Source organism: Alienimonas sp. DA493, assembly GCF_043951915.1.
In the GTDB taxonomy this organism is placed as follows: domain Bacteria; phylum Planctomycetota; class Planctomycetia; order Planctomycetales; family Planctomycetaceae; genus Alienimonas.
Genome location: NZ_JBINJD010000154.1, coordinates 1 through 12,019, shown reverse-complemented (window position 1 = coordinate 12,019; position 12,019 = coordinate 1). Strand labels below are relative to the sequence as shown.

Genomic DNA, 12,019 nt, shown 5'->3' with positions numbered 1-12,019 from the left:
CCGGTGCGGGTGGCGCCGGACGGAGCGAACCTGGAAAGCGCCACCGTGCTCGCCGCCGACTGCGCCACGGCCGACGGGCTCGCCACGGCCGTGATGGCCCTCGGGGCGGACGAGGGGGCGAAGCTGTTGGAGGAACGCGGGGTCGCCGGGCTGCTGATCGTGCGGGAGGGCGACGGGTTCCGCGAAATTCCCACCGCCGCGTTCCAGCGGCAATTCGGCGGCGGGTAGCCCGCCGACCCGCCGGTCGGGAGCGACCGGGCGGGCCGGCGGCGGACCGCCCCGTGGCGGGGCGGCCGGTGGCTTGGAGGATGGCCGATGCGCCGCACCCCCGCAGGATCGTTTGCCGTGTCCGCCCTCCGCCGCCGTCTCGTTGCCGACCGTCCCGACGTCGCCGACGTCCGGGCCGCCCTCGCCTCCTGCGCCACGCCGCTGCCTTCGGTGCACGGCTCGCTGGAGGAGGCCGACGCCGCCCTCGACCCGCTGCTGGACCGCATCGGCGACGCCTCCTTCGTGCTGCTGGGCGAGGCCTCCCACGGCACCAGCGAGTACTACCTCTGGCGTCGGCGGATCACCGAGCGGCTGATCCGCGAGAAAGGCTTCGACTTCGTCGCCGTCGAGGGCGACTGGCCGGACTGCGCCCAGGTGAACCGCTACGTCCGGGGCGAGATCGACGGCCCGCCGGAGGAGGTGTTGAAGACGTTTCGCCGCTGGCCGACCTGGATGTGGGCCAACGAGGAGGTCGTTGGATTGATGGAGGCCCTGCGGGAGATCAACGCGGACCGTCCGGAGAAGCGACGGGTCGGCTTCTACGGGCTGGACGTGTACAGCCTGTGGGACTCGCTCGCCCGTATCCGCGATTACCTGGCGGAGTACGCCCCCGAATCGCTGGACGCGGCGGAGGAGGCGTTCGCCTGCTTCGGCTCGGAGTTCGGCGACGAGCAGGGCTACGCCCGCCGCACCGCCTGGACGCCGGACTCCTGCGAGGAGTCCCTCCTCGACCTGCTCGTCAAAACCCGGGAGGCGACCCTGCGGGACGGGGAGTGGGCCTTTGACGCCGTCCAGAACGCCCTCGCCGCCCGGCACGCGGAGGAGTACTACCGCACAATGACCAGCCCCGGCCCGGAGAGCTGGAACGTCCGCGACCGGCACATGACGGACACCCTCGCCCGGCTGCTCGACCACCACTCCGACCCCGCCCCCGGCGGCCGGCGGGCGAAGGCGATCGTCTGGGAGCACAACACGCACATCGGCGACGCCCGGGCGACGAACATGGCGGCGTCCGGGATGGTGAACGTCGGCCAGCTCGCCCGGGACCGCTTCGGGCGGGACGAATGCGTCCTGGTCGGCTTCGGTTCCCGCCGCGGCTCGGTGATCGCCGGCCGCCGGTGGGGCGCCGAGATGGAACGGATGCCGCTGCCCGAGGCCCGGGAGGCGTCCTGGGAGGACCTGATGCACGACACGTTCGACGGCGACGATCGTCTGCTGATCTTCCCGGACGACGACGACCCGCACGCCGCCCCGCTGCACGACCGCCGCGGGCACCGGGCCGTGGGCGTGGTCTACCGGCCGGAGTCCGAACGGGGGAACTACGTCCCCTCCGACCTCGCCGCCCGCTACGACGCCTTCCTGTACGTCGATCGCACCCACGCCCTCCGCCCCCTGCACGCGGAACCCGTCGGCGAGCCGGACGAGGTGCCGGAGACGTTCCCCAGCGGCGTGTGACGGCAGCCCGATGACGGCAGCCCGAGGCGCAAGCCGAGGCCGGGTGACGCGGCCAACGTCGAACCGCCTCGGCTTACGCTCCGGGCTCGCCAGCCGACCGCCACGCCTTCGGGTCAGGGAGCGCCGCCTTGATTCGTGAGGGATGTCGCGTGTTCGACGACGGGGGCGCCAGCGGCCTTGAAGGCGTCGGCGATGCGGTCCCCGCCCCACGGGTAGCCGACGAACTGAACCGTCACGCGGCCCGCTTCCCAGTCCGCCTCGGCGAGCTTCGCCAGCTTCACCCCGGCGTCTGGGAGGGCGCGGCGGATGACGGCGGTGTTCGCGGCAGGCCGCCCCGGCACCGGCGTGGTGAAGGTCAACACGACAGTACGCGCCTCTTCGGCGGGCGGCTGGAAACCCTCGGGATCCGCGATCGGCGAACTCTCAAACGATAACTCCTTGAAGCGCTCCGCGGCTTCGCCGTTTTCCAATCGCAGCGCCAACACCGACGGACCCCCTCTCCGCCGGTTTCGGATGAGTTGTTGGGCGGCGGCCTGCGCCCCCTTCATCGTCGCCTCGCGATCCTGTTCCAAAACGGCGCGTTGCACCGCCATCAGGATGCTGCCGGCATCGGTCCGCGTCCCCGTGTAGCGGATCGCCAGCGTGCGGCCGGGCCAGTCCGCCACCAGCAGTTCCACGTCCGGCAGGTCGACCGTCCGCAGCGCGTCCCGCACCGCCTTTTCTGGACCGGTGCGGGAGACCACTCCCGGCAGCAGCTTGAGGGTGAGGAGGAGGAGTCGTGGCCTCGCTTCTCCCACGGCGTCCTCGTCCGACGCCTTGGGGCTTGGCGACTCTGCTGGATGGTCCGGTTCCGCTTCGTCGTCGCGGCCATTCGTTTCGTTTCCGCTCTCCGTCACGTTGCTGCTGGCGTCGATTGAGAAGCCCGCTTCAAGCAATGCGATCCGCACCCGATCCCTTTTCAGGCGAAACTGCGCAAAATCCGTCGGCCTTTCCGTCAGTCGGACGACTAGCGTGCGGTGTTCTGGGGAGGGGGCGTCGAGCGCGGCGCCGAACTTCGTGGGCAGGGCTGCGACGGCGGCACGGGCCGCGTCGCCGCGATCGCCGACGGGGGCGTCGAGGAAGAATCGGATGATATCCGGGGACGGCCCCCCGTCCCGCCGCTCGTCAGGCTTCTGTTGCTCGAGTCGGAGCAGGGAGCGTCGGGCACGATCCGCCCGCCGCTTCAGATCCGCCGCGTCCGCTCTGCCGCCGGGCTTGCGAAGACTGCCGGAGGCGGTATGACGTTCTGTCAGAATCCCGGCCCGACGCAGGGCTGCGAGGACGCGGTCGGTGTCGGCGGCATTCGCCTTGAACCGTAGGGTGAGAGGATCCACGGCGGTCGCGTCGTCCACCATGATACCTCCGGGCAAGTTGACGCTCGCGACCGCCTCGCGGGCCGCAGCGACGGCTTCCGCATCCGCCGCCTCGTGGGGGTTGATCCGGACCAAGCGGAACAGCGGCGTATTCGCCAACTCTTCGAAGTTAGGAAAGCTGGGCGCCGCTCTTTGCGCGGATGCGTGCGAGGCCGTCACCGCGACAGCCAGTAGAACTGCAGCGACGGGAGCCGCGGTCGACCGCCAACAAGTCATGGAGGCGGACGGACGCAGGCGGCGAAGGGTCATGAGCGGTGAGAAAGGTCTGGGACGGCGGATTTCATGCTGGGGTCTCGCAACAAGGTAAATGGATGCGTCGTTCCGCGACAGCCCCTCCGTGCGGCGGAGCCGACGTCCGGGGCCCTGACGCTACACTCCCGCCCAATGCCCGCCGCCCCGACCCCCGTTCGCCCGTCCTACCGCCGCGTCTGGTCGACGTTTCTGCGGAACAGTCTCGTCCGCGAGATGACGTTCCGCGGAAACTTCCTGATCACGCTGCTGACCCGGGCCTTCTACTTCGCCGCCCAGGTCACGCTGTTCGAGATCATCTACGGCTCCGTCGACCGGGTGGGGGACTGGAGCCGGGCGGAGTACTTCGGCTTCATGGCGACCGGGCTGCTGGTGAACGCCTTGGTCGAAACGTTCTTCATGCCGAACCTCAGCGCGTTCAGCGAGCTGATCCGCACCGGCAAGCTGGACTTCGCCCTGCTCAAGCCGATCGACACGCAGTTCCTCGTTTCCTTCGAGAAGGTGGAGGTCGCCCAGCTCGGCCAGGTGGCGCTGGCCCTCGGGCTGCTGAGTTATTCGATCACCTCGCTGGACCTGTGGGACGCGCTGTTCCTCACCGCCCCCGGGCTGGGCCGGGTCGCCCTGTACGTGTTGCTGGTGGGCTGCGCGACGGCCTTCTTCTACAGCCTGATGATCTGTCTGGCGGCGGCGAGCGTCTCGATGGGCCGCAACACCGGGCTGTACGACTTCTGGTTCTACGTGACCGTCTTCGCCCGCTACCCGCGGGACATCTATCAGACCGGCGGCCCGGCGGCGGCGTTGCTGTCGGCGGCGTTCACCTACGGCGTGCCGATCCTGCTGGTCATCACGACCCCGGCCCGGGTGGCGGTGAAGGGGGCGTTTGAATGGCCGTTCGTGCTCGGCAGCGTGCTGGCCGCCGCGGGCGGGCTGATCGTCAGCCGGTGGGTCTTCCGCCGCAGCCTGCGGAACTATCGCAGCGCCAGTAGCTGAGGCCGGACTGCCGGGGGAGGGCCGTCGTCGGGCGCCGGGGGAGGGCTACGATCTCGCCGTCTCTCCCGTGTCTCTTCTCAGCGGTCCCGTGATGTCCCGCACCTTTCCCGGTCGCTTTGAGGATCAGTCGTTCGTCGTCACCGGCGGGTCCGGCGGGATCGGCCGGGCGACCGCCGCCCGGATCGTCGCCGAGGGCGGCCGCGTGCTGGTCACCGGTACGAACGAGGAGAAGCTGAAGGCGGCCGCCGAGGCGATCCCCGGGCTGCTGACCCTGCGAAACGACGCCGCCGATCCCGACGCGGCGCCCGCCCTCGCGGAAAAGGCGCGGGCGGAGTTCGGCACGCTCGACGGCGCCTTTCTCAACGCCGGCTTCGGCGTGATGAAGCCGCTGGCCGAGGTCGCCGCTGACGACTTCGACAGGCAGTACGCGGTGAACGTCCGCGGCGTGGTCCTGCACGCCCGGGCCCTCGCCCCGCTGGTGAAGCAGGGCGGCAGCCTGCTGGTCACCGGCTCCGTGGCGAAGTGGCTCGGGATGGAGGGCGGCGTGCTCTACAACAGCACGAAGGGGGCGACGCGAACGGTCTCCCGGGTTCTCGCCCAGGAACTGGCCCCCCGCGGGGTGCGGGTGAACGAACTGAGCCCCGGCCCGATCGGCACCGAGTTCTTCGACCGCACCGGCATGCCGGACGAACGGCAGAAGGAGATGGTCGAGAGCATCAAATCGCAGGTCCCCCTCGGCCGCTTCGGCGAGCCGGAGGAGGTCGCCGCGGTCGCCTGCTTCCTGCTCTCCGACGACGCCAGCTACGTGACCGGCAGCGATTACGTCGTCGACGGCGGCATGACGTTGCGGTGATCGGCGCCCCGACTGGCCGCCCCGGGCCGGTCCGACGTCACTTCTGCGACGGCTTATCGAAGAAGCTGTCGTCGTCGTCGAAGTCGGAGAACGAATCCTCGTCCTCGGCGTCGAACTCCGCGCTGCCGGCTTCGAGGAATTCGCCGCTGTCGCCGAAGTCGTCGTCCGCTGCGAACTCGTCGCTGAGGGCGTCCGCCTCCTCGTCGACAAGGATCTCGCCGGAGGTCCCGGCGGGGATCATCTCGTCGGAGGCGCCCGCCGCGGCGAGGATGGCGGAGGACTCCGCGGCGCCGAACTCGTCGCTGCTGCCCTCGCCGACGAATGCCTGCCCGCTGCCCGGCCCGGGGAACGCCGCCGCGGTCGCGGCCGCCGACTTCCCGCCGCGGAAGAAGAGCACGATCGGCGCCAGCGTGACGATCACGCCGCAGATCAGGGCGACGATCAGCGAGGCCGCCAGCGGGATCGAGGCGAAGATCTCGCCGGAGTGTTCGAGGATCGCCATCACGATCAGCGTGGCGACCGCCGCCCCGGGGATCGCGGCGACCAGCGAACTCAGGGCGAAACTGCGGGAGGTCACGGATCGGGCGGGGCAGGGGGACGAAACGGGACGCCGCGGAAGGGGCGACGACTCCCCATTGTGCGGCCGGGGCCGGCGGGGGGGCAACGAGCCGCGCGCGAAGCCGGCGCTCCGGCCAAATCGCTGCGCCGGTCGTGCCGGTCCCCCGACCCGGAGCGACCCGCGGGGGCCCGCCTTCCGGAGCTGAGGGAACGCCTAGGCCGCGGAGGCGATCATCGCCCGCAGCCGGGCCTGATCGCGGTCCTTCTGGGTGCGGGCCTCCGGCGTGGCGGGCACGCGGGCGTTCACCTCGGTCAGTTCGGCCTTCGCGGCGGCGACGTCGATCTCCGCCGGGGGCAGCGCCCGGTTGGTCAGCACGGCGACGTTCCCGCCGTCCGCCGGGTCCTCGGGCTTGGAGGGGGAGACCTGCACGAACCCGCCGGCGACGAACCAGGTCTTCTCGCCCGCTTCGCCTTCCAGCCCCCGCACGATCAGCGGGCCGTATCCGAGCCGCGCGACCATCGGCGCCCGCCCCGGCAGGATGCCGGCCATCCCGTCGGCGAGGGGCAACCGCACCCCGTCCACCGCCGCGGTCAGCAGCGTCTTTTCCGGGGTGACGAGGGAGAGGGTCAGGGGCACGGGCGGGCGGTTCTGGAGAGGGTCGGGTCGGACGCAAACTTGGGGAGGGGGAAGGAGGGAGGAGGGAGGAGGACTGGTCCTCCACCCCTTCCCCCTCCCTCATCACCCCTCCCTAGAAATCACCCCTCACTCTTTTTCGCCTGGGCGGCGGCCTCGTCGATGCTGCCGACGTACATGAAGGCGCTCTCGGGCAGGTGGTCCCACTTGCCCTCGACGATCTCCTCGAAGCTGCGGAGCGTGTCGTCCAAGCTGGTGTAGTTGCCCGGCTTTCCGGTGAACACTTCCGCGACGAAGAACGGCTGGCTGAAGAACCGTTCGATCCGGCGGGCCCGGGCGACGGTCTGCTTGTCGTCCTCGGACAACTCGTCGACCCCGAGGATCGCGATGATGTCCTGCAGTTCCCGGTAGCGCTGGAGGAGCCGCTGCACCTCGGTGGCGACCTTGAAGTGCCGCTCGCCGACGACCTGCGGGTCGAGGATTCGGCTGTTGGAGGCCAGCGGGTCGATGGCCGGGTAGATGCCCTTCTCGGAGATCTTCCGGTCCAGGTAGATGAAGGCGTCCAGGTGGGCGAAGGCGGTGGCCGGCGCCGGGTCGGTCGGGTCGTCCGCGGGGACGTACACGGCCTGCACGGAGGTGATGGCGCCGTTCTTGGTGGAGACGATCCGCTCTTGGAGCTGGCCCTGCTCGGTGCCCAGCGTCGGCTGGTAACCCACGGCCGACGGCATCCGGCCCAGCAGAGCGGACACCTCGGAACCGGCCTGGCTGAACCGGAAGATGTTGTCCACGAAGAACAGGGTGTCCTTCCCGGTGGTGTCGCGGAACCATTCGGCCATGGTCAGGCCCGTCAGGGCGACGCGGAGGCGGGCGCCCGGCGGCTCGTTCATCTGACCGAACACCATCACGGTGTTGTCGATCACGTAGCCCTCGCCGGAGCCCATCGCGGTCTCCTGCATTTCCCGCCAGAGGTCGTTCCCCTCGCGGGTCCGCTCGCCCACGCCGGCGAACACGGAGTAACCGCCGAACTCCTTGGCGACGCGGGCGATCATCTCCTGCAGGATGACCGTCTTGCCCAGACCGGCGCCGCCGAACAGGCCGGCCTTGCCGCCGCGGACGAAGGGGATCAGCAGGTCGATGACCTTGATGCCCGTGACGAAGACTTCCGTCTTCGGGGAGAGCTGGTCGAGCTTCGGCGGATCGCGGTGGATCGGCCAGCTTTCCTTGGCGTCGACCGGGCCGCGGCCGTCGATCGGCTCGCCGAGCAGGTTGAACACGCGGGAGAGCGTTTCGTTGCCGACGGGCACCGTCACCGGCTTGCCGGTGTCGATCACCTCCTGCCCGCGGATCATTCCGTCGGTGCCGCCGAGGGCGACGCAGCGGACGCGGTCGCCGCCGAGGTGCTGCTGGACCTCGCCGGTGACGTTCACCTCGACGCCGTGGTTCGTCGCCTTCACCGTGCAGGCGTTATAGATCTCCGGGAGCTGACCTTCCGGGAACTCCGCATCGAAGGTGGAGCCGATGACCTGCGTGATGCGGCCGGTCGCCGGGGCGCTGTCGGCGGAGGTCTGCGGAACTTCGGGAGCGGCGACGGACATGGGGGCGGGGCGGCGGGGTGAGGGCGTGCGGGACGATAAACGGGGCGGCCGCGGGCGGCGACCGGGCGGGCGGCGGAGGGGGCGTTACTCCAGCGCCGCGGCGCCGCCGATGACCTCGGCGAGTTCGTTGGTGATTTGGGCCTGACGGGCCCGGTTATATTTCTGCGAGAGGTCGCCGATCATCTCGTCGGCGCTCTCCGTGGCGCCCTTCATGGCGACCATCCGGGCGATCTGTTCGCTGACGGCGCTGTCCAGGAAGCACTTGAACAGCCGGGCCTTGAAAGCCGCGGGGACGATCTCGTCGAGAATGTCCTTGGGGTTCGGCAGGAACTCGTAGTTCACCTGCCGGCCGTCGGCGGTCGGGGCGGCCTGATCGCCGGCGCCCTCGGCGAGGCCGGAGAGGGGCAGCAGCGTTTCCACAACCGGCTCCTGCCGACCGCTGGAGACGAACTTCTGGTAGGCCACGTCCAGGCGGTCGAGGTTGCCGTTGAGGAACTCGCGGACGTAGCGGTCCGCGATGGCGTCCACGTCGGCGTAGGCCGGCTGGTCTTCGAACTGGGTGAAGGTTTCCGAGGGCGTCACCCCCTGGAACTTCATGTAGCTGATGCCCCGCTTGCCGGAGACTTCAATGTCTAGTCCGACGCCGGCCCGGGCGCGGACTTCCCGGATGCGGGCCATCGCCTTCCGCAGCACGCCGGCGTTGAAGCCGCCGCAGAGTCCGCGGTTGCTGGTGAGCACCAGCACGGTGACGTGGGCCTCGTTCTCCGGCTCTTTCAGCAGCGGGTGGGAGATCTCCCCGCCGGCTTCGGCCAGGTCCGCGACCACCTCGCCGATCTTGCGGGTGTAGGCCGCCGCCTCGGTCGCCCGGTCCTGGGCCTTCTTGAACCGGGCGGTGGCGATCAACTCCATCGTCCGCGTGATCTTGCGGATGTTCTTGACGGACTTGAGCCGCTTGACGATCGCGCGGGCGTTGGCCACTTAAAGACGGCGGAAGGGGGAGGGCGGAAGGCGGAAGGACTCGACGGACCGGCGGTCAGGCCGCGGTCGTGGCGGGCTCGGGGCTGCTCGTCGGGGCGGAGGCGGCGGCCGGGGCGGCCTTTTCGCGGCTCATCCGCTCCCGGTCGAAGAACTCCTTCAGGGCGGCGTCCAGCGGGCCGGTGACGGAGTCGCCCCAGTTCGTGCCGCCGTCCAGCGAGGAGTAGACCTCGCTCTTCTCGTCCTTCATGAACCGGAGCAGGTCCTGCTCCACGGCGGTCACGTCGGCGACGGGCACCTGGTCGAAGTAGCCCTTGGTGCCGGCGTAGATGCTGATCACCTGATCTTCGACGGGGTACGGCTCGTACTGCTTCTGCTTGAGCAGTTCGACCATCCGGGCGCCGCGGTCCAGCTGGGCCTGCGTGGCCTTGTCCAGGTCGGTGCCGATCTGGGCGAAGGCTTCCAGCGCCCGGAAGTTGGCGAGGTCCAGCTTCAGACCGCCGGAGACCTTCTTCATGGCCTTGGTCTGGGCGTTGCCGCCCACCCGGCTCACGGAGATGCCGACGTTAATGGCGGGACGGACGAAGGCGTAGAAGAGGTCCGGCTCCAGGTAGATCTGCCCGTCGGTGATCGAGATCACGTTCGTCGGGATGTAGGCGGAGACCTCGCCCTCGAGCGTTTCGATGATCGGCAGGGCGGTCATGCTGCCGCCGCCGCGTTCGTCGGACAGCTTCGCGGCCCGCTCCAGCAGACGGCTGTGGGCGAAGAACACGTCGCCCGGGTAGGCCTCGCGGCCCGGCGGGCGCCGCATCAGCAGAGAGAGCTGACGGTAGGCCTGAGCCTGCTTCGACAGGTCGTCGTAGACGACGAGCGTCGCTTCGCCCTTGTACATGAAGTGCTCGCACATCGCGGCCCCGGCGTAGGGGGCGATGTACTGCAGCGGGGCCGGGTCCGAGGCGCCGGCGACGACCACGGTGGTGTAGTCCAGGGCGCCGTGCTCGCGGAGCGTCTCCACGATGCCGGCGACCGCGCTGTCGCGCTGGCCGCAGGCGACGTAGACGCACTTCACGCCCGTGCCCTTCTGGTTGATGATCGTGTCCAGCGCGATCGCGGACTTGCCGGTCTTCCGGTCGCCGATGATCAGCTCGCGCTGGCCGCGGCCGATCGGCGTCATGGCGTCGATCGCCTTGATGCCGGTCTGCATCGGCTCGGTGACCGGCTGGCGGTCGACCACGCCGGGGGCGGCCGTTTCCAGCGGACGGCTGTCACTGGTGACGATGGCGCCGCCGCCGTCGCGGGGGTTGCCCAGCGGGTCGACGACGCGGCCCAGCAGGGCCTCGCCGACGGGCACGCTCAGCAGTTCGCCGGTCGTTTTAACGGTCTCGCCTTCCTCGACCGACAGGTAGTCGCCGAGGATGATGATGCCGACGCTGTGCTCCTCGAGGTTGAAGACCAGCCCGGTGACGCCGGACTGGAACTCGACCATCTCGCCGGCCATGGCGCCGGAGAGGCCGTGGCAGCGGGCGATGCCGTCGCCGACTTCGAGGACGCGGCCGACTTCGGCGGTCTCGACCGCCCCGGAGAAGTCCTCAATCTCCTTCCGAATGACGGAGGCGATCTCGTCCGCTTTGAATTTCATGGGTCGCTTTGGCTTTGAGACGCCCGCGGAGCTGCCGCAACCGGGCCTTGAGGGAAGAATCGTAGACGGTGTCGCCCACGCGGATGACCATGCCGCCGAGGATTGCCGGGTCCACCTCCGGGATAACCACCGGCGTGTAGCTGGTCGCGGCGTCCAGTTCGGACTCGACCCGCCTCAGGTCCTCGGCGGACAGCGGCTGGGCGGTGATGACGGTCACCCGCTGCTTGCCGAGCTCCGCCTCCCGGGCGACGTGGGCTTCGCCGAGGATCTGGGGGAACAGTTCCAGCCGGCCGTGCCGCGCCAGCACCCGCAGGAAGTTGGCGAACGTGGTCGAGGCGTGCGGGGCGACCGCCCGCTCGATCAGGCCGAGCTTCTCGTCCGTGCTCGTCGCGGAGCCGAGCAGCATCCGTTCGAACGCCGGGTTCGGCGTCAGCACGTCGTCCTGAAAGCTGGTGAACTCCTCCAGCACGTCGTCCACCGCGTCGCCGGACGCCCGCAGGAACGCGTCCGCGTAGGTGCGGGCGATCGCCGTGGAGGACGGGTCCTCCATCACGCTCTTGTGACGGGCGGCCTGGGCCAGTTCGGCCAACTGCGGTTCGGCGGAGGCGTCGTTCAAGGGAGCGTGGCGGCGGTTCGCGGCGGGGCGGGCTGGTTCGGGGCGGGGCAGTTCAGGCCCAGTGACGGGTCAGGCCCGGGAGCCGCGAAACTCGGCGATCGACTGGTCGATCAGCCGTTGCTGGGTCTCGTCGGTCAGGCTCTTGCCGAGCACCTGCTCCGTGGCGGCGGCGAGTTGATCGTTGAACCCGGCGAACAGCTCCGCCATCGCCTGGTCCTTGGCCTGCTCGATGTCGTGCAGGGCCCGCTCCCGCTCCGTCTTCGCGGCGGCCTGGGCCTCGGCGAGGATGTTCGCCTTGGCGACCTCCGCGTCGCGGCGGGCCTCGGCGAGGATCTCCTTCACCTGGTCCTGGGCCTTCGCCATCTCGGCGGAGTGCTGCGACATCAGCCGCTCGCTCTCCACCCGGTGCTTTTCCGCGGCGGCGAGGTCGCTGCGGATCCGTTCCTCCCGCTTGTCCAGGCCTGCGGCCGCCGGCTTCCAGGCCATGGCGGTCAGCACGCCGACGAACAGCAGGAAGACGATCCCGCTCCACAGGGCGAGGTCCGCCCGCGGTTCGACGGGCAGCCCTTCCGGGTGCTCGCCGTGGCCCTCCCCGGCGTGCTCCTCGACGACGCCGCCCGTGTTCTCCTCTCCAAAGCGCTCCGCCTCGGCGAGCAAGTCGTCCTGCGCCGTCGCGGGGACGGCGAAAGACGCGAGGGCGAGGCAGGCGAGGAGGCGGACGGCCATCGGGGGAGGCGGTGCGGGACGGTGCGAGGGGAGACGGGACGGACGCGGCC

The 12,019-nt window shown here is 70.1% G+C and carries 12 protein-coding genes; 4 read left to right on the top strand and 8 right to left on the bottom strand.

Going from position 1 to position 12,019, the window contains the following annotated elements:
* Nucleotides 1-228 (top strand): FAD:protein FMN transferase (locus ACG2DA_RS18380; RefSeq protein ID WP_395257511.1); only part of this gene is annotated, 228 nt, incomplete at its 5' end.
* A 117-nt stretch (nucleotides 229-345) separates the two neighbouring features.
* Nucleotides 346-1,722, top strand: coding sequence for an erythromycin esterase family protein (locus ACG2DA_RS18375; RefSeq protein ID WP_395257509.1), 1,377 nt, complete (start codon nucleotides 346-348; stop codon nucleotides 1,720-1,722).
* A gap of 113 nt (nucleotides 1,723-1,835) precedes the next feature.
* Here the strand turns inward: ACG2DA_RS18375 and ACG2DA_RS18370 are convergent, their stop codons facing one another.
* Nucleotides 1,836-3,233, bottom strand: a complete 1,398-nt coding sequence (locus ACG2DA_RS18370; protein ID WP_395257507.1) for a hypothetical protein — start codon at nucleotides 3,231-3,233, stop codon at nucleotides 1,836-1,838.
* Between the two features lie 285 nt (nucleotides 3,234-3,518).
* Between ACG2DA_RS18370 and ACG2DA_RS18365 the strand changes: the two genes are divergently transcribed.
* Entirely contained in the window at nucleotides 3,519-4,373 is an 855-nt protein-coding gene (locus tag ACG2DA_RS18365; protein WP_395257505.1) for an ABC transporter permease, read from the top strand.
* Nucleotides 4,374-4,464: 91 nt separating this feature from the next.
* Nucleotides 4,465-5,226, top strand: coding sequence for an SDR family oxidoreductase (locus tag ACG2DA_RS18360; protein WP_395257503.1), 762 nt, complete (start codon nucleotides 4,465-4,467; stop codon nucleotides 5,224-5,226).
* Nucleotides 5,227-5,263: 37 nt separating this feature from the next.
* On the opposite strand, the gene ACG2DA_RS18355 is transcribed toward ACG2DA_RS18360, so the two are convergent.
* The 7 genes from ACG2DA_RS18355 to ACG2DA_RS18325 form a co-directional block, all read right to left on the bottom strand.
* Complete coding sequence (locus ACG2DA_RS18355; RefSeq protein WP_395257501.1) at nucleotides 5,264-5,803, bottom strand: hypothetical protein; 540 nt, start codon at nucleotides 5,801-5,803, stop codon at nucleotides 5,264-5,266.
* Nucleotides 5,804-5,998: 195 nt separating this feature from the next.
* Nucleotides 5,999-6,421 carry a FoF1 ATP synthase subunit delta/epsilon gene (locus ACG2DA_RS18350; protein WP_395257499.1) on the bottom strand — a complete coding sequence of 141 codons (423 nt, stop codon included), beginning with the start codon at nucleotides 6,419-6,421 and terminating at the stop codon, nucleotides 5,999-6,001.
* A gap of 119 nt (nucleotides 6,422-6,540) precedes the next feature.
* Nucleotides 6,541-8,013, bottom strand: a complete 1,473-nt coding sequence (gene atpD, locus ACG2DA_RS18345; protein WP_395257497.1) for a F0F1 ATP synthase subunit beta — start codon at nucleotides 8,011-8,013, stop codon at nucleotides 6,541-6,543.
* An 84-nt stretch (nucleotides 8,014-8,097) separates the two neighbouring features.
* Nucleotides 8,098-8,991 carry an ATP synthase F1 subunit gamma gene (gene atpG, locus ACG2DA_RS18340; protein WP_395257495.1) on the bottom strand — a complete coding sequence of 298 codons (894 nt, stop codon included), beginning with the start codon at nucleotides 8,989-8,991 and terminating at the stop codon, nucleotides 8,098-8,100.
* A gap of 55 nt (nucleotides 8,992-9,046) precedes the next feature.
* Nucleotides 9,047-10,627 (bottom strand): F0F1 ATP synthase subunit alpha, encoded by a 1,581-nt coding sequence (gene atpA / locus ACG2DA_RS18335; RefSeq protein ID WP_395257493.1) that lies wholly within the window; start codon nucleotides 10,625-10,627, stop codon nucleotides 9,047-9,049.
* Nucleotides 10,578-11,243 (bottom strand): ATP synthase F1 subunit delta, encoded by a 666-nt coding sequence (gene atpH, locus ACG2DA_RS18330; protein WP_395257491.1) that lies wholly within the window; start codon nucleotides 11,241-11,243, stop codon nucleotides 10,578-10,580. Before atpH ends, atpA begins: the two co-directional genes overlap by 50 nt.
* Nucleotides 11,244-11,312: 69 nt before the next feature.
* Entirely contained in the window at nucleotides 11,313-11,969 is a 657-nt protein-coding gene (locus ACG2DA_RS18325; RefSeq protein ID WP_395257489.1) for a hypothetical protein, read from the bottom strand.
* Between the last annotated feature and the right edge of the window lie 50 nt (nucleotides 11,970-12,019).

Bases quoted from the DNA above. Each gene is read 5' to 3' on its own strand.
- ACG2DA_RS18365 (WP_395257505.1), top strand. From the start codon at position 3,519: ATGCCCGCCGCCCCGACCCCCGTTCGCCCGTCCTACCGCCGCGTCTGG.
- ACG2DA_RS18360 (WP_395257503.1), top strand. From the start codon at position 4,465: ATGTCCCGCACCTTTCCCGGTCGCTTTGAGGATCAGTCGTTCGTCGTC.
- atpD (WP_395257497.1), bottom strand. From the start codon at position 8,013: ATGTCCGTCGCCGCTCCCGAAGTTCCGCAGACCTCCGCCGACAGCGCC.
- atpA (WP_395257493.1), bottom strand. From the start codon at position 10,627: ATGAAATTCAAAGCGGACGAGATCGCCTCCGTCATTCGGAAGGAGATT.
- ACG2DA_RS18325 (WP_395257489.1), bottom strand. From the start codon at position 11,969: ATGGCCGTCCGCCTCCTCGCCTGCCTCGCCCTCGCGTCTTTCGCCGTC.